The following is a 16,548-nucleotide window of genomic DNA, read 5'->3' as shown; positions in this document are numbered from 1 at the left end:
GTGTGTGATCGAGGACACATCCCGTACACGAGCCGTTCGCCGAGGAGTCGTCATGGCAGACAAACAGGCCAAGAACGCCGACACCGGGGCCGCCGTCGCTGTGAACGACCCCGCGAAGGTCCGCAACGTCGTGCTCGTCGGCCCGTCCGGCTCCGGGAAGACGACCCTCACGGAGGCCCTCCTCGCGGCGTCCGGCACCGTCCCGCGCGCGGGTTCGGTGGTCGAGGGGACGACGGTGTGCGACCACGACCCCGCGGCGGTCCGCCAGCAGCGTTCGGTCGGCCTCTCGGTCGCGCCGGTGCTGCACCAGGGCCACAAGATCAACCTGATCGACACGCCCGGGTACGCCGACTTCGTCGGGGAGCTGCGGGCGGGGCTGCGCGCGGCCGACGCGGCACTGTTCGTCGTCTGCGCCGCCGAAGGCGTCGACGCGGCGACGGTCGCGGTGTGGGAAGAGTGCGCGGCGGTCGGGATGCCGCGCGCGGTCGTCGTCTCGCGGCTCGACCACCACCGGGCCGACGCGATGGCCGAGATCGCCGCCTGCCAGGCCGCGTTCGGCGCCGGCGTCCTGCCGCTGTACCTGCCCGCCGGCGACGGCCTCGTCGGGCTGATCACCCAGCGGTACTTCGACTACTCCGGCGGGCACCCGCCGAAGATCGGCGCGCCCGACCCGGCCGACCTCGAGCGGATGGCCGAGGCCCGCAACGAGCTCATCGAAGGGATCATCGCCGAGAGCGAGGACGAGTCCCTGATGGAGCGCTACCTCGGTGGCGAGGAGATCGCCGAGGAGACCCTGATCGCCGATCTCGAGACCGCCGTCGCGCGCGGATCGTTCCACCCGGTCATCCCGGTCTGCGCGACCAGCGGGATCGGCCTGGCCGAGGTGCTCGACGGGATCGTCCGGGCGTTCCCCTCCCCCCTGGAGCACGAGCCCCCCGACGTCACGACGCCGGACGGTGAGGCGCACACCGCCATCACCGCCGACCCCGAGGGCCCCCTCGCCGCGGAGGTCGTCCGGACGGCCGTCGACTCCTACGTCGGCCGGGTGTCGCTCGTCCGGGTCTTCTCCGGGACGCTGCGGCCGGAGCGGCCGGTGCACGTGTCCGGGCACGGCCTGACCGAACGCGGGCACGAGGACCACGACGCCGACGAGCGCGTCGCCCACCTCTACTCCCCGCTCGGCGCGAACCTGCGCGAAGTGCCCTACTGCGTCGCGGGCGACCTCTGCGCGCTGACGAAGGTCGGCTCCGCGGAGACCGGCGACACCGTCTCCTCCCCGGAAGAACCGCTGCTGATGGAACCGTGGGCGATGCCCGAGCCGCTGCTGCCGGTGGCGGTCGTCGCGAAGACCCGCAGCGACGAAGACACCCTCGCCCGCAACCTGTCCCGCCTGGTCGCCGGCGACCCGACGCTGCGGCTGGACCGCAACGCCGAGACCAACCAGCTGGTGCTGTGGTGCATGGGCGAGGCCCACGCGGACGTCGTCCTCTCGCGGCTGCGGGCGGGCGGCGCGGACGTCGACACCGAACCGGTGAAGATCAGCCTGCGCGCGACCTTCGCCAAGCCGGCCAAGGGACACGGGCGGCACGTCAAGCAGTCCGGCGGGCACGGCCAGTTCGCGGTCTGCGACATCGAGGTCGAGCCGCTGCCCCGCGGCGGCGGGTTCCAGTTCGTCGACAAGGTCGTCGGCGGCTCGGTACCGCACCAGTTCATCCCGAGCGTGGAGAAGGGCGTGCGGGCCCAGCTCCAGCGCGGGCTGGCCGACGGCCACCCGGTGGTCGACGTGAAGGTGACGCTGGTCGACGGCAAGGCGCACAGCGTCGACTCGTCGGACGCGGCGTTCCAGACCGCGGGCGCGCTCGCGCTGCGGGAGGCCGCGGCGAACGGGCACATCACGATGCTGGAGCCGTTGGAGGAAGTGGCGATCCGGCTGCCGGACGAGCACCTCGGCACGGTGCTGGGCGATCTGTCCTCGCGCCGCGGCCGCGTCCTGGGCACCGAAGCCGGCGAAGGCGGGCGGACGGTGATCCGGGCGGAGGTCCCGGCGACGGAGCTGCTGCGCTACCTGATCGACCTGCGCTCGATGAGCTCCGGCACGGCGACGTTCACCCGCCGCCACGCGAGGTTCGAGCCGATGCCGGAAGGGATGGCGGTCCACTGACCGGTCGTGAGTGAGAAACAGTGTTCTAACCCTGTTTCTCACTCACGACCGGCGTCAGAAGTCGAAGCCGCCCGGGCGGTCGTTCCGGTCGGCGAGCAGGCCCGCCAGGGTCGCGATCGCGATCTCCGGCGGCGTGCGCGAGCCGATGTTGAGCCCCACCGGCCGGTGCACCCGGGCGATGTCGGCCTCCGCCACGCCCAGGCCCTGCAGCGCGGACACGTGCGGGCCGGGGTGCCGCGGGTTGCCGAGCACGCCGATCCAGCGCGGGTTCCCGTCGAGCGCGGCCTTCAGCACGTCGCCCAGTTCGGGCCGGTGGTGGTCGGTGACGACGACGTCCGCCGAGGCGTCCAGCGGCGGCAGCGTGGTGTCCGCTTCGATCCCGTCGGGCCCGTCGGTGGCGCGCGCGGCGTCCGGTTCGAACAGCGCGACGTGGTAGCCGAGGTCCTTCGCGAACTTCAGCAGGTACCGCGACACCGGCGACGCGAACACGGCGACCAGCGTCCGCACGGCCGGATCGACCGCGACCGTGCCGTGGGCGACCTCGCAAGCATCGGGCTCCGTCATGCGCCCAGTCTGTCAGGCCTGCTCGCCGACAGTCACGCGGAACTGCCACAGGTCGGTCTTGCCCTTCACGAGCACCAGGTACCCGTCGGTCACGCGCAGCACGAGCCGGTTCTGCGGCGACGACGGCCGCGGCGGGCGGTGCTGCTTGGCGAGCAGGTAGGCGTCGTCGTACGCGCTGTCGCGGTCCGGGTACGGCGTCGCCTCCGCGACGCCCCAGCCCCGGCCGTCGCCCATGCCGCCCTGCTCTTCGATGACCACCCACCACGTCGGACTCATGCCCGGTCCGACGCGGGCGGCCGGCAAAAGGTTTCAGATCTCTTCGAGCACGCTGAGCCGGAAGTGGAACCTCGACATCTGGCCTTCCACGATCACCAGGTAGCCGCCGGGGCCGCGCAGGACCTTCCGCGCCTTCGGGGACCACGGGTGGGCGGGCTCGTACTCCCGCGCGAGCCGCAGCGCCTCGGCCTCGGCGGTCGCCTGGTCGTCGTAGCGGAACGTCTCCGACAGCGACCAGTTCCGGCCGTCACCGCTCCCGCGCTGCTCTTCGACGACCACCCACCAGCTCATGCCGGCTCCGCCACGGTCTCGCCGAGCGTGACGCGGAAGTGGAACGTCGCGGTGCGGCCGGTCGCGATCACGAGGTAGCCGTCGCCGACCCGCAGGACCTTCCGCTCCTTGACCGACGCCGGGTGCACCGGCCGGTGCTCGAACGCCACCCGCCGCGCCACCTCGTCGGCGTGCTCCCGGTCCCCGCCCCCCGGCTTCGTCTTCGTGACGTTCCAGGTGCGCGCGTCACCGCCGCCGCTCTGCTCCTCGACGACCACCCACCACACGTCAGACCTCCGGTTCGGCGAATTCGAAGTACTCCGGCAGCGGCGCGGTGCCCGCCAGCCGGAAGTACCGCACCTTCCGCCGCCGCCGCAGCCGCAGCGTGTCGCGCACGGCGTCGTTGTGGACGCGCCGGGCGATCACCACCCGGTGCTCGGCGTCCGTCAGTTCCTCGGCCAGCTCGGCCGGCAGACCCGCCCGGTCGACGCGGCTCAGCCGCAGCGTCAGCTCGTTCTCCTCGCCCTCGCGGTCGGGCCGAGGGGCCGCTTCGGCACGCTCGGCGAGCGTCCGCAGTCCCGTGTCGCCCAGCACCACCGCGACGGCGCGAGCCACGACCGCGCGGCGGGCCAGTGCCGCGTCGAGCGCCGCCCAGCCCGCGTCCATCCGGACGTGCAGCCGGTCGAGCCGGTTCGCCGTCGCCACCAGGAAGAGCCCGCCCAGCACGACGACCAGCGCCAAGACCGGGAGCAGCCAGCCGAGCACGCTCATCGGGCCGGCTCCCGCTCCGGCGCCGCGACGCGCCGCGGGTCGGCGGCGACGGCCGTCTCGTAGACGCGCAGCACCTGCGTGGCCACCACCGACCAGTCGAACATCGTCACCCGCTCCCCCGCCGCCGCGGCCAGCGACGCCCGCCGCGCCGGGTCGCCGAGCAGCTCGCGCAGCCCGTCCGCGAGCGCCGCCGGGTCACCGGTGTCGACGAGCATCCCGGCGTGACCGTCGTCGAGCACCCGACGGAACGAGTCGAGACCGCTGGCCAGCACCGGGGTCCCCGCCGCCATCGCCTCGGTGAGGATCATCCCGAAGCTCTCGCCGCCGGTGTTGGGCGCGCAGTAGACGTCGACGCTGCGCAGCGCCTGGGCCTTCACGTCGTCGGCGGCCTGGCCGAGCAGCTCCAGGTGCGGCGCCAGCTCGGGACCGGCGTCGCGGCGCAGCTGGTCCTCGTCACCGCGGCCGACCACGACCAGCCGCAGGTCCTCGAACTCCGGCAGGATCCGCCGCAGTGCCTCCAGGAGGACGCCCATCCCCTTGCGAGGCTCGCCGAACCGGCCGACGAAGCCGACCGTCCCGCCGGCCCGCGGGTAGCCCGGCAGCGGCGTCGCCGAGGAGAAGAACTCGACGTCGACGCCGTTGGGGATCTCCACGGCGTCCCCGCCGGCGTGCTCCACCTGCACCCGGCGGGCCAGCGCGGACACCGCGATCCGCGCGGTGATCTTCTCCAGCAGCGGCCGCAGCACCGGCTGGAACGCCGACAGCGTGCGCGAGCGCGTGGTCGCGGTGTGGAACGTCGCGACGATCGGGCCGTCCGCGATGAGCAGCGCCAGCAGCGAAAGGCTCGGCGCGGCGGGCTCGTGCAGGTGCAGGACGTCGAAGTCGCCGTCGCGGATCCAGCGGCGCACCCGGGCGTAGGACACCGGGCCGAACTGCAGCCGCGCGACCGAGCCGTTGTACCGGATGCCGAGCGCCTTGCCGGCCGGGTGCACGAACTCCGGCAGGTCGGCGTCGTCGTCGGCGGGGGCCAGCACGGACACTTGGTGCCCGCGCGCGAGCAGCGCCTTCGTCAGGTCGATCACGTGCCCCTGGACCCCGCCGGGCACGTCGAAGGAGTAGGGGCAGACGATCCCGACCCGCATCGGACGCGTGGCCACGTCTCAGCTCGCTTCTTCCAGGTCGACCCGCTCGTCGCCCTCGAGGTCGGCCGGCCAGAACTTCTGGACCATGTGCCAGTCGGCCGGGTGCGCGGCGATGTCGCCGGCGAAGATGTCCGCGAGGGCCTGGGTGGCGGCCGCGACCTCGGCGCGCGCGGTGACGCGGATGCGCGGGTGCAGGCGGATCTGCCAGCCGTCCTCGGTGAACCAGCAGCCGGCCGGGATCAGCGCCGCGCCGGTCGTGGCGGCCAGCCGCGCCGGGCCGCCCGGGAAGCGGGCCTGCTCGCCGAAGAACTTCACCGGGATGCCGCTGGTGGTGAGGTCGCGGTCGCCGACCAGGCAGACGGCCTTGTTCTCCCGCAGCCGCTTCAGCAACACGCGCATCGCCGAGCTGTCGCCGGTCAGCGGCACGATCTCGAACCCGAGCGACTCGCGGTACTCGACGAACCGGCGGTAGAGCGACTCGGGCTTCAGGCGCTCGGCGACGGTGGTGAACCCGCCGAGGTAGTCGGCCAGCCAGACGCCGGCGATGTCCCAGTTGCCGCTGTGCGGCAGCGCCATCACCGCGCCGTTGCCCTCGGCCAGCGCCGCGTCGAGGTTCTCGACGCCGGTGATGGAGGCCGCGACCTTCTCGCTGACCGCCTTCTGGTCCATCGACGGCAGCCGGAAGGTCTCGTGCCAGTACCGGGCGTACGAGCGCATCGCGCGCCGGGTCAGCTCGTCCATCTCGACCTCGTCCGCCTGCGGGACGACGCGGGCGAGGTTGGTGCGCAGCTGCCGCACACCGCCGGCGTCGCGGCGGACGGCGAGGTCGGCGCCGAGCGAGAACACCGTGCTGCCGAACCCGGCGGGCAGCCAGCCGGCCAGCCGCCACCCGGCGGCGTAGCCGAAGGCGCTCAGCCGTTCCGACAGCCGGGTCATGCGCGCTGCTCCCCGGCGGCGGCCTCGCGGGCCGCCTTCGCGACGCCGGCGAAGCGCTGCAGCAGGGTGATGACCGACAGGACGGCCAGCAGCCAGAGCGTCACGTCCACGGTGTACGGGATGCCGAAGCCGTGCAGGCCGGTGCCGACCAGGGCGATGATCAGCCGCTCGGCGCGTTCGACGAGCCCGCCGTCGACCGGCAGGCCGGAGGCGTCGGCGCGGGCCTTGACGTAGGAGATGACCTGGGCGAGGACCAGGCACAGCAGTGCCGCGGCGGCCGCCGGGTGGTTGTCGTCGACGACGAAGCACCACCACGCGATCGCGGCGAACAGGGCGCCGTCGACCAGCCTGTCGCAGGTGGCGTCGAGCACCGCGCCGAACGGGGTGCCGTAGCCGCGGGCGCGGGCCATGGCGCCGTCGAGGAGGTCGAGCATGGCGAAGCCCCACACCGTGAAGGTGCCCCAGAGCAGGTAGCCGTTCGGGAAGAAGGCGAGAGCGCTGATGACCGCGCCGGCGGTGCCGATCACGGTCATCGCGTTCGGGGTCAGCCCGACGCGGACCAGCGCCTGGCCGATCGGATCGGTGACGCGGGAAACGGAGGCACGCGCGAAGATATTGAGCATCGGTTCGTCTGAGACACCTGGCTACGAGGATCGGGTGGGCGAGGGCAGCCTATCGACCCGCCCCGGTGAACCCGACGCGCCGCCCCGGCTCAGCCCGATTTCGGCAGCCGGACGACCTCGCCGGAGTACTCCCGCGCCTCTTCGGCGGCCTGCGCGGCGGCGCACTTGGGCGAGAGGCGCTGCCGGATCGCGGCGCTGATCTCGCCGAGCGCGGCGACCTGCTCCGGCGTCAGCGGATCGAAGAGGCTCTCACGGACGGCCTCGACGTGCCCGGGCGCGGCCGCTTCGAGCGCCGTGAAGCCGGCGTCCGTCAGCACCGCCCAGGCGCCGCGCTTGTCGGTCGGGCAGGCTTCGCGGCGCACCCAGCCGTTGGCTTCCAGGCGCGCGACGGCGTGCGAGAGGCGGCTTCGGGACGCCTGGCGCGCGTCGGCGAGCTCACTCATCCGCAGCCGGCGGCCGGGCGCTTCCGAGAGCGCGACCAGGACTTCGTAGTAGGTGTGCGGCATGCCCGAGTCGTGCTGCAGCTGACCCTCGAGGTGCGCGCTGAGCATGCGGGTGGCCGCGTTGAACTCACGCCAGACGCGCTGCTCGTCGTCGCTGAGCCATCGGGTTTCGGACATACGCCCATCATACCCTCGGTTGAACACTCAATTACGGTTTGCCGGTTACGGCATTCGAGCGTTTCACCAAGCGTCGGAGAGCAGGTCCCGCGTTTCGCCCAGCAATTGCGGCAGCACCTTCGTCTGGCCGATCACCGGCATGAAGTTCGCGTCGCCGCCCCAGCGCGGCACCAGGTGCTGGTGCAGGTGCGCCGCGATGCCCGCGCCCGCGATCACGCCCTGGTTGAGGCCGATGTTGAACCCGTGCGCACCGGACACCGCGCGGATCACCTTCATCGCGTGCTGGGTGAACTCCGCGACCTCGCGCGTCTCTTCGACGGTCAGCTCGGTGTAGTCCGCGACGTGCCGGTACGGCACCACCATCAGGTGCCCGGGGTTGTACGGGTACAGGTTCAGCACCGCGTACACCGTCTCGCCGCGCGCGACGATCAGCCCCGTTTTGTCGTCCAGGGACGGGATCCGGCAGAACGGGCAGCCGGTGTCCTCGTCGTCGTCCGGCTTGTCCTGGCCCTTGATGTAGGCCATCCGGTGCGGGGTCCAGAGGCGGTGGAACGCGTCCTGGACCCCGGCGCCCTGCTGCTCGACGAGCTCGGGACCTTCACTCACCGAACGACCGTCTCCAGCGCTTCGGCCGACGGCGACGCGTTTTCGCGGCGCTCGATCCAGCCGGCGATGGCGGCGACGGCGTCGGCCACCGGCACGCCGTTGATCTGCCCGCCGTCGCGGAAGCGGAACGACACCGCGCCCGCCTCGACGTCCTTCGCGCCGGCCAGCAGCATGAAGGGCACCTTCTGCGTCGTGTGCGTGCGGATCTTCTTCTGCATCCGGTCGTCGCTGGCGTCGACCTCCGCGCGGATCCCCTGGGCGCGCAACGCCTTCTCGACGTCCTGCAGGAATCCGACCTGGTCGGCGGTGATCGGGATGCCGACCACCTGCACCGGCGCGAGCCACGCCGGGAACGCGCCCGCGTAGTGCTCGGTCAGCACGCCGAAGAACCGCTCGATCGAGCCGAACAGCGCGCGGTGGATCATCACCGGCGTCTGGCGCGTGCCGTCCGGCGCGGTGTATTCGAGCTCGAACCGCTTGTTCTGGTTGAAGTCCAGCTGGATGGTCGACATCTGCCAGGTGCGGCCGATGGCGTCCTTGGCCTGGACCGAGATCTTGGGGCCGTAGAAGGCCGCGCCGCCCGGGTCCGGGACCAGCTCGAGGCCGGAGTCGACGGCGGCCTGCCGCAGCGTCTCGGTGGCCTCCTCCCACTCCCAGTCCTCGCCGATGAACTTGTCGGAGTCGCCGCGGGTGGACAGCTCGAGGTAGAAGTCGGAAAGGCCGTAGTCGGCCAGCAGGTCCAGCACGAACTTCAGCAGCGACCGGAGCTCGCCCGGCATCTGCTCCTTGGTGCAGTAGATGTGCGAGTCGTCCATCGTCAGGCCGCGCACGCGGGTGAGGCCGTGCACGACACCCGACTTCTCGTAGCGGTAGACGGTGCCGAACTCGAACAGCCGCAGCGGCAGCTCCCGGTAGGACCGCCCGCGCGAGCGGAAGATCAGGTTGTGCATCGGGCAGTTCATGGCCTTGAGGTAGTAGTTCTCCTCGTCGAACTGCACCGGCGGGAACATCGTGTCCGCGTAGTAGGGCAGGTGGCCGGAGGTGTGGAACAGCTCGCCCTTGCTGATGTGCGGGGTGTTCACGAACTCGTAGCCGGCCTCCTCGTGGCGGCGGCGCGAGTAGTTCTCCAGCTCCCGGCGGATGATGCCGCCCTTGGGGTGGAACACGGGCAGGCCGGAGCCGATCTCCTCGGGGAAGGAGAACAGGTCCAGCTCGGCGCCGAGCTTGCGGTGGTCGCGGCGCTCGGCCTCGGCGATGCGCTCGAGGTAGGCGTCCTGCGCCTCGGCCGACTCCCAGGCGGTGCCGTAGATCCGCTGCAGCTGCGGGTTCTTCTCGCTCCCCCGCCAGTACGCGGCGGCGACGCGGGTCAGCTTGAACGCGGGGATGAACTTCGTGGTCGGCACGTGCGGACCGCGGCAGAGGTCACTCCAGACACGTTCCTTGGTGCGCGGGTCGAGATTGTCGTAGATGGTCAGCTCGCCCTCGCCGACCTCCATCACCTCGGAGGTGTCCACTTCGGACTTGAGGTCGACCAGTTCGAGCTTGAACGGCTCGTCAGCCAGTTCCTTCTTCGCCTCGTCGACGGAGTCGAAAACGCGCCGCGAGAACTGCTGGGCGCCCTTCACGATCTGCTTCATGCGCTTTTCGAGCGCCTGCAGGTCCTCCGGGGTGAACGGAGTGTCGACGGCGAAGTCGTAGTAGAAACCGTCTTTCACCGGCGGGCCGATGCCCAGCTTGGCGTCCGGGAACTGCTGCTGCACGGCCTGGGCGAGCACGTGGGCCGCCGAATGGCGGATGACGCTGCGGCCGTCCTCGGTGTTCGCGGCGACCGGCTCGACCTCGGCGTCGGTTTCCGGCGCCCAGGCGAGGTCGCGCAGCTTGCCCTCGGCGTCGCGCACGACGACGACCGTGTCCGGCCCCTTGGTCGGCAGGCCGGCCTCGCGGACCGCCGCGCCCGCCGTAGTGCCCGCCGGTACCACCACGCGGGAGGTGGCCACGGGGGAAACGGGGGGCGACTGCGACACGATGGCTCCTCGGACTGGGGTGACGGAGATGACTCCGACGATGCTAGTCGTCGGCTCGCGCGGGCCTCACGCGCGTCCGCGAACGCCGGACAGGCCACCTCCGGGTCCGGAAGCGGCCTGCCCGATCGGGGACCAGGGCGTCAGAGGGTTTCGACGACCTGCTCGAAGTCCAGCCGCGGCAGGCGGTCGAACCAGGGGTTCTCGCCCGGCTTGCCGACGTTGACGACGACCAGCGAGCGCCACTTCTTGTCCGCGAAGAACTCGTCGTCGACACCCTGGGCGTCGAAGCCGGTCATCGGCCCGGCGGCCAGGCCGGCGGCGCGGACGCCGATGATGAAGTAGCCGACCTGCAGCAGCGAGTTGAGCTTGCTGAACTCGACGCGGCCCTGCTCGTCGGAGAAGTTGTCCTTCACCTGCGGGGCGTGCGGGAACACCTGGGGGATGTTCTCGTGGAAGTCGACGTCGGCGGCGAGCACGACGGTCAGTGGCGCGGCCTCGGTCTTGTCCCGGTTGCCCGGGGCCATGTGCGGCAGCAGGCGGGCCTTCGCCTCGGCGGTCCGGAGCACCAGCGCGCGCAGCGGCTGGGTGTTCATCGACGTGGGGGCCCACTTGACGAGGTCGTAGATCGCGCGGACCTGCTCCTCGGTCACCGGCTCGGAGCTGAAACTGTTGGCCGTGCGCGCCTCGCGGAACAGGAGGTTCTGGACGTCCGCGGGAACCTGGAGGGCCTCGGTCTGCTCGGCAAAGGTGGTCATCGGGCTGGGTTCCTTCCGTTGGTCAGGTACCCGGTCCAACCCAGTTGAGCGTTGAACTATTTCGCGTTCAACCAGTTGTGTGGATCACAGCGGGAACGCGCCCCGCGACGAGCCGTCACCCGACCGGGTACCCCGGGCACGAACACGGCCGCCGACCCCCTCGACGGGGATCGGCGGCCGTGGTGCGCGTGCGCGGCTCGTCGGACGGGTCAGTAGGCGCCCTGACCGCCCATCACCGCGCGGAAGGTCTTCCAGAGGATCACCAGGTCGAGCGCCAGCGACCAGTCCTCCACGTACCGCAGGTCGAGCCGGATGCTCTCCGCCCACGTGAGGTCGCTGCGCCCGCTCACCTGCCAGAGCCCGGTCAGGCCCGGCTTCACCAGGAGCCGGCGGCGGGCGTCCGGCGCGTACTGCGCGGTCTCCTCCGGCAGCGGCGGACGCGGGCCGACGAGCGACATCTTCCCGGACACGACGTTGAACAGCTGGGGCACCTCGTCGAGCGAATATCGACGGAGGAAACCACCCACGCGGGTGATCCGCGGATCGCGCTTCATCTTGAAGAGCGGACCCGCTCCCTCGTTGTCCTGGGCGAGGGTCTTCCGGATTTCGTCGGCGTTGGTGACCATCGTGCGGAACTTCAGCATGGTGAACGTCGCGCCGTCGCGGCCCACGCGCTGCTGGCGGTAGATCACCGGGCCGCGGTCGTTGAGCTTGATCGCCAGCGCGATCACGAGCAGCAGCGGGGAGAGCATGGTCAGCAGGAACGCCGAGCCCGCGCGGTCCACGATCTCCTTCACCACGCGGCGGCCGCCGGTGAACATCGGGGCCGTGACCCGCAGCAGCGGCATCCCCAGCACGCCGGTGACGTTGAGCCGGGGCCCCGCGACCTCCATCAGCACGGGCGCCACGACCATCTCCGCGCCGGTGCCCTCCATGTCCCAGGCCAGGCGCTGCAACCGCTTCGGCGTCCAATACTGGTCCGCGGTGATCGCCACGACCCGGTACCCGCCGCGCCGCACGTACCGCGAGAGTTCTTCCAGCCTCCCGACCACCGGGACGCCGTCGATCTCCCCGCTGTCGCGGTCGGCGCCGTGGCCGGTGAACGTGCAGGCCGCCTCGACGCGCCAGCCGACGTGGACCTCGGACTTGGTGCGCGCGATCAGGTCGGCGACGGTCTCCGGGCTGCCGGCCGCCATCACCGGCAGCAGGCAGAGTCCCTTGGCGCGCTTGCGGTGCAGCACCTGGCGCAGCAGGTACCGCTGTGGGAACGCGACGAGCGCGATCGCGGGGACGACGACGAACACCCAGACCTGGACCTCGAGCGCGCCGAACAGCAAGCCGCCCAGCGCGACCAGGACGGCCGCGGTGATGAAGCCGCGGCCCAGCGTGCGGTACTCCTCAGCGCCTTCGCCGAGCACTCGCGAGCTCCACGCCCGGCTGACCGGCAGCGAGACGAAGACGGCGAGGATCGTGCCGAAGGCGTGCATGTCGTGCGGGGCAACGCGATCGATGACGAACGCGCTGATCGCGATCACCAGCAGCGTGATGAACACATCGCTGCCGATGACCCAGGCTCTGTATCTCGCTTCCCAGGCCGCCGGCAGTGCCTTGGGGGCCGGCGTTCCGGCCACCTCGGCCGGCTTGCCGTCCCGCGGGGCGGGGCGGGGAATGGCCTGGAGGTCGATGCGCGGCGGTGGCTGGCTCACCGTGTAGGACGGCCGCACCGACTCTTCCATCTGTCCTCCCGGGACAAGGATCGAATGACGTCCGCAAGCACGCTGTGTCACCGGCAGTGATTTCGTACAGTCACCACGGCTGAAAGCTCGCGCTGTGCCCGCGGAGGGCTTCACACGGCAAGGTATCGGCGACCCTCTCAGCATCGTTACAAGGATTTCCAGCCACATGCAGCGGGTCTTTCCCGCCAGAAAATGGCCGCAAGATAACAAGAAGATGACGATGCGTGATAGGGCGTATCCCGGCAAAAACTACGGAATGTAGCCAATGGAGCAGTACCCGCACCCGGGTGGACCCACGCTCTTCCGAACGGCCGAACCGGGCTCGCGGCTCTACTGTGGACACTCCAGGCGGCCCCTGGTCCACTGTGGACCGGCACGGGCCGCGGACGCCGGCACGCGGACGCCCGGTGATCAGCCCGTGACGTTCATCGCCGGATAGTCACACGCGCAAGTTTCCGTCACAAGTCGCCGCGCCGCGGCGAACCGTCTCATCCCGAGATCACACGCGAGCCTCCCGCAGGGTCCGTTCGACAGAAGATCGCCGCAACGGCAAGCCTCAGAGGCAGATCCCACAGGTCTCGGCGACACAGGCGGAAGGAGCCTTGCCAGCAGATACGGAAGATCCGAACGGATCGTTCACTCCGCTTAAGCCGTGACCAACACCACAACCCGACCCACGCGGGGGTCCGGGGGCGAGCCCCCGGCGGGGGCGTGGGGGCTCGGCCCCCACAGGACACAAAAGCGAGAGCCCTGTCTGCGCATTCCGCAGACAGGGCTCTTCCAGCTCTCGCGTGGGCGATACTGGGATCGAACCAGTGACCTCTTCGGTGTGAACGAAGCGCTCTCCCCCTGAGCTAATCGCCCGCTCGCGGTGGTGGGAGAACTGTACCGCACGACTTCCGGGCGCCTGCAAATGGGTGGTCTCCGGCGACCACACTCCGCTTACCGGCGAGTACGGAACGAACAACCCCGAGCTAGCCGGGGTTGTGGCAGGTGGGGGCCGCCCGACGCCACGTTCGACATCCGTGCGACGGTGCTATCGCCCGGCGGCTAAACCGCGCAGTATGGAGGAGTGGGCCCACACGGGGCGCGCCGGTCGATCGCGCGCCGTGGGGTGATCACGGGCGCGAGCGGGAGCCAATGGGCCCGTACGGGTGATATGCGGCTCACCTGCGACGGAATCGGCCTCCCGATGCGTCCCAGTGGTGACGCCCTCGGCCGGCCGGGCCGGGAAGGGAGACGAAGGGTAGGACGATGCGCAACGATCACGTGACGCTCCGCTCGACGGCGGTCTTCGACCTGCTGGCGCCGCGGACGCCCGCGGTTCCGGTCAAGGTGGAGCTGCGCTACGACACACGCGACCCGTATGCGGTCGTCGCCGCGTTCCGCACCGGCCGCGCCGGCTGGGTCGAATGGGTGTACGCACGCGACCTCCTCGCGGACGGCCTGCTGGCCGACGCGGGTGACGGGGACGTCCGCATCCGCCCCTCGGTCGAGGACCCCGAGTCCGTACTGATCGAGCTGAACTCGCCGTCCGGGCACGCCATGTTCGAGGCGTCCGCCCAGGAGCTGGCCGACTTCCTCGACCGCACCTACGACGTGGTGCTCCCGGGCAACGAGCACCTGTGGGTCGACGTCGACGACGCGCTCACCCACCTGATCCCCCACGATCTGGCCTGATGACGAGCCCGCAACGGCGAAGTGACACCCCGGTGTCGGCGCCGTTTTCGGGGTCCGATATGGTTTTTCCACACCACGGCGACGGGGGTTCAAGCTCCTGGAGCTGCGGAGTGCGGATGTAGCGCAGCTGGTAGCGCATCACCTTGCCAAGGTGAGGGTCGCGGGTTCGAATCCCGTCATCCGCTCGGTAGGCTCTCGCAGCCTGGCACGGTGGAGTGGCCGAGAGGCGAGGCAACGGCCTGCAAAGCCGTGTACACGGGTTCGAATCCCGTCTCCACCTCGCGCGATTAGCTCAGCGGGAGAGCGCTTCCCTGACACGGAAGAGGTCACTGGTTCAATCCCAGTATCGCGCACTCGATCGCGGGAGAGCCCTGCTTGCGGAACACGCAGGCAGGGCTCTCTTCGTCGTGTCCTGTGGGGGCCGAGCCCCCACGCCCCCGGACCCCGCGCAATCCTCGATCCCGTCCCAGGCCGGCCGCCGGAACCGGATCCGGAGAGTTCGACCGCCGCCACGGTTGCCCCTCCGGGGTGCACAGCACGAACGGCTGCCGGTGGCTGTCCATCAGCTCTTCGTAGATCACCGCGATCCCCGTCGGGAGCGCCACGAACCGAGTGCCCGCAGGGGTTTTGGTCCTTCCCTTCTTCGGCCGGGAGGTGCCCCGCCGTATCGGCGGCCGCTGACGGCCGTCCGAGTGGTGATCATCACTCTTCCGGCCTCCTTTGTAGACCTTCCCGACAACCGCTTTCAGCGGTGCCCGGATCTCGATCCCGCGCCGTTCCGAGTCGTAGTCATGCCGTTGCTGCCCGACAAGTTCACCCATCGGGCGCCGGTACAGAAATCCATCAGGCCTCGCGTCGAGATGGAAAGACGCCGCACAGTGCGAAAAGCTGCGAGCAACGCCTCCAACGACCGTACGTCGCAGGACGCTTCGTAGCTTTCCCCGTCCGCCGACGTCCAGAGCCACCGGCCCGGCCCGAGATCCTCTTCGGACCTCGGCATCCTCTGGCTCTCCACATCGGTGCCCACGGGGTCGATGCGCAGCCGCCAACCCGCGTTGTCCAGCGTCTCGAGCCGGACGCCGAACTCGTGCTCCCGGTCGCCGTCGCATTGACTCGAGTACCAGTCGCTGAGAAGGTACGGCGCGAACGAGGGCTTCACCCAACCACCGGGACTGGCGGCTCGCCGCGCACCCGGTACCCACAGCACAGCAGGAGGTACTTCCCCGACTCCGCGTCAGCCAGGGCGTTTCCCGTAGTACGGCCGGACCACCTTCCCCAGCTTCCGCTGGACGCCCCGCAGGACACCGATCGTCGCCCCGTCGTCGAACCCGGTCGTCGTCGGCCACTCGAAGCCGGTGCCCGCCAGATCGCTGACGAAGACGATCTCCGTCGCGATCAGCATCCGCGCCCAGTCCGCCGGGGCCAGCGGGGTCACCGGTGTCACTTCAATCCCTCCCCTACTCGTCCAGGCCGGCCGGGTCGCGGTGTAAGACCGTCCTTGCCGAGGAACGCCGCCCAGCTCCTTCACGCGTGACGGATTCTGCACGACGTCTCGCGTCAGGTCCCGGGGAACTCGGACCCGCGCTTGCCGTTCACGGGCCCCGTGGCGATGTCGGACGCGTCGTCCACGCACTCCTGGCATCCTTGTCAGGATGACCGACTTCGCGTTCCGTGCCGCTGCCGGCAGTGTCGTCGGCCGACGGTATTCCGACAATTTCGACGTCGTCCACCTGGGACAGGAACCTTTGCTCGCGGTCGTGGCCGACGGCATGGGCGACGGGGAAGGAAGCCGCACTGCCGGCCGCACCACCGTCGACGTCGTCATCGACCGGATCCGCACAGCCGGCAACACCCTCGACGCCGCGACACTCCGGGCCGCTGTCGCCGAAGCCCAAGTACAGGTCGCCGCAGCCGGCCGACGGATCGGCCAGCTGACCGGCTGCACCCTGACCGCTCTGGCAGCATCCCCGGCCGGACTGTGGCTCGTGCAGATCGGCGACTCCCGCGGCTACCGCCTTCGAAACGGATTGCTGGAGCAACTGACCGTCGACCACACCATGGCCTGGCTCGGCGCCGTCAACGGCTGGTACCCGTTCGACTCACCCGAAGCCCACTCCGCCCGCTACCAGCTGACTCGGTACGTCGGACACAACGCACACCCCGAACCGGACGTGCTCAACATCGCCCCGCGCCCCGGTGACATCCTCCTGCTGGGCAGCGACGGCCTCACCGACCAGGTCCCCTACTCCCGGATCAGCGAAGTCCTCCAGTGGACGGCTACCCCGGGCCGACAGGTACGCGAGCTGCTCGCCGACACCGAAAAGGCAGGCGGCGACGACAACGCCACCGCCGTGATCGTCCACGTGGCCCCGGCATAAGCGCAT

At 70.6% G+C, this 16,548-nt stretch carries 18 protein-coding genes and 4 tRNA genes; 6 read left to right on the top strand and 16 right to left on the bottom strand.

All coding sequences use genetic code 11. The features are described from left to right. Positions 1 to 52: 52 nt before the first annotated feature. Entirely contained in the window at positions 53 to 2,161 is a 2,109-nt protein-coding gene (locus AA23TX_RS47370; protein ID WP_155549598.1) for an elongation factor G-like protein EF-G2, read from the top strand. 54 nt (positions 2,162 to 2,215) lie between these two features. Here AA23TX_RS47370 and AA23TX_RS47365 read toward each other — a convergent pair whose 3' ends face one another. The 14 genes from AA23TX_RS47365 to AA23TX_RS47300 all read right to left on the bottom strand — a co-directional run bounded on the left by AA23TX_RS47365 (position 2,216) and on the right by AA23TX_RS47300 (position 13,348). Continuing rightward, a complete protein-coding gene (locus tag AA23TX_RS47365; protein WP_155549597.1) occupies positions 2,216 to 2,725 on the bottom strand; it encodes an XdhC family protein in 510 nt (169 codons plus the stop codon). Positions 2,726 to 2,737: 12 nt separating this feature from the next. Further along, a complete protein-coding gene (locus tag AA23TX_RS47360) occupies positions 2,738 to 3,001 on the bottom strand; it encodes a hypothetical protein (protein ID WP_155549596.1) in 264 nt (87 codons plus the stop codon). A gap of 33 nt (positions 3,002 to 3,034) precedes the next feature. Further along, positions 3,035 to 3,292, bottom strand: coding sequence for a hypothetical protein (locus AA23TX_RS47355; RefSeq protein ID WP_155549595.1), 258 nt, complete (start codon positions 3,290 to 3,292; stop codon positions 3,035 to 3,037). After that, positions 3,289 to 3,558: a hypothetical protein gene (locus AA23TX_RS47350; RefSeq protein WP_155549594.1), complete on the bottom strand. Its 270-nt coding sequence runs from the start codon at positions 3,556 to 3,558 to the stop codon at positions 3,289 to 3,291. The genes AA23TX_RS47355 and AA23TX_RS47350 overlap by 4 nt, the downstream gene beginning before the upstream one ends. Before the next feature lies 1 nt (position 3,559). Further along, on the bottom strand, positions 3,560 to 4,042 hold the full coding sequence (locus AA23TX_RS47345; protein ID WP_155549593.1) for an NUDIX hydrolase: 483 nt from the start codon (positions 4,040 to 4,042) through the stop codon (positions 3,560 to 3,562). Continuing rightward, the gene (locus tag AA23TX_RS47340) at positions 4,039 to 5,184 is read right to left on the bottom strand and encodes a glycosyltransferase family 4 protein (RefSeq protein WP_155549924.1); all 1,146 of its coding nucleotides are present in this window, start codon (positions 5,182 to 5,184) and stop codon (positions 4,039 to 4,041) included. The genes AA23TX_RS47345 and AA23TX_RS47340 overlap by 4 nt, the downstream gene beginning before the upstream one ends. An 18-nt stretch (positions 5,185 to 5,202) precedes the next feature. Next, positions 5,203 to 6,120 carry a phosphatidylinositol mannoside acyltransferase gene (locus AA23TX_RS47335; RefSeq protein ID WP_155549592.1) on the bottom strand — a complete coding sequence of 306 codons (918 nt, stop codon included), beginning with the start codon at positions 6,118 to 6,120 and terminating at the stop codon, positions 5,203 to 5,205. Beyond that, entirely contained in the window at positions 6,117 to 6,743 is a 627-nt protein-coding gene (gene pgsA / locus AA23TX_RS47330) for a phosphatidylinositol phosphate synthase (RefSeq protein ID WP_155549591.1), read from the bottom strand. The genes AA23TX_RS47335 and pgsA overlap by 4 nt, the downstream gene beginning before the upstream one ends. 89 nt (positions 6,744 to 6,832) lie before the next feature. Beyond that, positions 6,833 to 7,363: a MarR family winged helix-turn-helix transcriptional regulator gene (locus AA23TX_RS47325; RefSeq protein ID WP_155549590.1), complete on the bottom strand. Its 531-nt coding sequence runs from the start codon at positions 7,361 to 7,363 to the stop codon at positions 6,833 to 6,835. Between the two features lie 63 nt (positions 7,364 to 7,426). Beyond that, entirely contained in the window at positions 7,427 to 7,969 is a 543-nt protein-coding gene (locus AA23TX_RS47320) for an HIT family protein (protein ID WP_155549589.1), read from the bottom strand. Further along, on the bottom strand, positions 7,966 to 9,993 hold the full coding sequence (gene thrS / locus AA23TX_RS47315; RefSeq protein WP_155549588.1) for a threonine--tRNA ligase: 2,028 nt from the start codon (positions 9,991 to 9,993) through the stop codon (positions 7,966 to 7,968). The genes AA23TX_RS47320 and thrS overlap by 4 nt, the downstream gene beginning before the upstream one ends. 140 nt (positions 9,994 to 10,133) lie before the next feature. After that, the gene (locus tag AA23TX_RS47310; RefSeq protein ID WP_155549587.1) at positions 10,134 to 10,748 is read right to left on the bottom strand and encodes a malonic semialdehyde reductase; all 615 of its coding nucleotides are present in this window, start codon (positions 10,746 to 10,748) and stop codon (positions 10,134 to 10,136) included. 209 nt (positions 10,749 to 10,957) lie between these two features. After that, positions 10,958 to 12,484 carry a sugar transferase gene (locus AA23TX_RS47305; RefSeq protein WP_196425943.1) on the bottom strand — a complete coding sequence of 509 codons (1,527 nt, stop codon included), beginning with the start codon at positions 12,482 to 12,484 and terminating at the stop codon, positions 10,958 to 10,960. A gap of 792 nt (positions 12,485 to 13,276) precedes the next feature. Further along, positions 13,277 to 13,348 (bottom strand) — tRNA-Val (locus tag AA23TX_RS47300). 390 nt (positions 13,349 to 13,738) lie between these two features. Between AA23TX_RS47300 and AA23TX_RS47295 the strand changes: the two genes are divergently transcribed. The 4 genes from AA23TX_RS47295 to AA23TX_RS47280 all read left to right on the top strand — a co-directional run bounded on the left by AA23TX_RS47295 (position 13,739) and on the right by AA23TX_RS47280 (position 14,517). Next, positions 13,739 to 14,164, top strand: a complete 426-nt coding sequence (locus tag AA23TX_RS47295; RefSeq protein WP_033293569.1) for an SsgA family sporulation/cell division regulator — start codon at positions 13,739 to 13,741, stop codon at positions 14,162 to 14,164. A 112-nt stretch (positions 14,165 to 14,276) separates the two neighbouring features. After that, positions 14,277 to 14,349: transfer RNA gene (locus tag AA23TX_RS47290), tRNA-Gly, on the top strand. Positions 14,350 to 14,373: 24 nt separating this feature from the next. Next, positions 14,374 to 14,444 (top strand) — tRNA-Cys (locus AA23TX_RS47285). A gap of 1 nt (position 14,445) precedes the next feature. Next, positions 14,446 to 14,517, top strand: a tRNA-Val gene (locus AA23TX_RS47280). A gap of 392 nt (positions 14,518 to 14,909) precedes the next feature. On the opposite strand, the gene AA23TX_RS50655 is transcribed toward AA23TX_RS47280, so the two are convergent. Both AA23TX_RS50655 and AA23TX_RS47265 read right to left on the bottom strand, forming a co-directional pair. Beyond that, the gene (locus AA23TX_RS50655; RefSeq protein ID WP_230863121.1) at positions 14,910 to 15,323 is read right to left on the bottom strand and encodes an Imm53 family immunity protein; all 414 of its coding nucleotides are present in this window, start codon (positions 15,321 to 15,323) and stop codon (positions 14,910 to 14,912) included. Positions 15,324 to 15,398: 75 nt separating this feature from the next. Further along, positions 15,399 to 15,608, bottom strand: a complete 210-nt coding sequence (locus AA23TX_RS47265; protein WP_155549586.1) for a hypothetical protein — start codon at positions 15,606 to 15,608, stop codon at positions 15,399 to 15,401. Between the two features lie 208 nt (positions 15,609 to 15,816). On the opposite strand from AA23TX_RS47265, the gene AA23TX_RS47260 reads away from it, so the two are divergent. Further along, positions 15,817 to 16,542 carry a PP2C family protein-serine/threonine phosphatase gene (locus AA23TX_RS47260; protein WP_155549585.1) on the top strand — a complete coding sequence of 242 codons (726 nt, stop codon included), beginning with the start codon at positions 15,817 to 15,819 and terminating at the stop codon, positions 16,540 to 16,542. The last annotated feature ends 6 nt before the right edge of the window (positions 16,543 to 16,548 follow it).

Source organism: Amycolatopsis camponoti (assembly GCF_902497555.1).
Classification (GTDB): Bacteria; Actinomycetota; Actinomycetes; order Mycobacteriales; family Pseudonocardiaceae; genus Amycolatopsis; species Amycolatopsis camponoti.
Note: the sequence above shows the minus strand (reverse complement) of the source record. Positions and strands in the feature narration are given on the sequence as shown.

Excerpts from the sequence above, each read along its gene's own strand:
- AA23TX_RS47370 (WP_155549598.1), top strand. The coding sequence starts at position 53 with ATGGCAGACAAACAGGCCAAGAACGCCGACACCGGGGCCGCCGTCGCT.
- AA23TX_RS47365 (WP_155549597.1), bottom strand. The coding sequence starts at position 2,725 with ATGACGGAGCCCGATGCTTGCGAGGTCGCCCACGGCACGGTCGCGGTC.
- AA23TX_RS47360 (WP_155549596.1), bottom strand. The coding sequence starts at position 3,001 with ATGAGTCCGACGTGGTGGGTGGTCATCGAAGAGCAGGGCGGCATGGGC.
- AA23TX_RS47355 (WP_155549595.1), bottom strand. The coding sequence starts at position 3,292 with ATGAGCTGGTGGGTGGTCGTCGAAGAGCAGCGCGGGAGCGGTGACGGC.
- AA23TX_RS47345 (WP_155549593.1), bottom strand. The coding sequence starts at position 4,042 with ATGAGCGTGCTCGGCTGGCTGCTCCCGGTCTTGGCGCTGGTCGTCGTG.
- AA23TX_RS47340 (WP_155549924.1), bottom strand. The coding sequence starts at position 5,184 with ATGCGGGTCGGGATCGTCTGCCCCTACTCCTTCGACGTGCCCGGCGGG.
- AA23TX_RS47335 (WP_155549592.1), bottom strand. The coding sequence starts at position 6,120 with ATGACCCGGCTGTCGGAACGGCTGAGCGCCTTCGGCTACGCCGCCGGG.
- pgsA (WP_155549591.1), bottom strand. The coding sequence starts at position 6,743 with ATGCTCAATATCTTCGCGCGTGCCTCCGTTTCCCGCGTCACCGATCCG.
- AA23TX_RS47325 (WP_155549590.1), bottom strand. The coding sequence starts at position 7,363 with ATGTCCGAAACCCGATGGCTCAGCGACGACGAGCAGCGCGTCTGGCGT.
- AA23TX_RS47310 (WP_155549587.1), bottom strand. The coding sequence starts at position 10,748 with ATGACCACCTTTGCCGAGCAGACCGAGGCCCTCCAGGTTCCCGCGGAC.
- AA23TX_RS47305 (WP_196425943.1), bottom strand. The coding sequence starts at position 12,484 with ATGGAAGAGTCGGTGCGGCCGTCCTACACGGTGAGCCAGCCACCGCCG.
- AA23TX_RS47295 (WP_033293569.1), top strand. The coding sequence starts at position 13,739 with ATGCGCAACGATCACGTGACGCTCCGCTCGACGGCGGTCTTCGACCTG.
- AA23TX_RS47260 (WP_155549585.1), top strand. The coding sequence starts at position 15,817 with ATGACCGACTTCGCGTTCCGTGCCGCTGCCGGCAGTGTCGTCGGCCGA.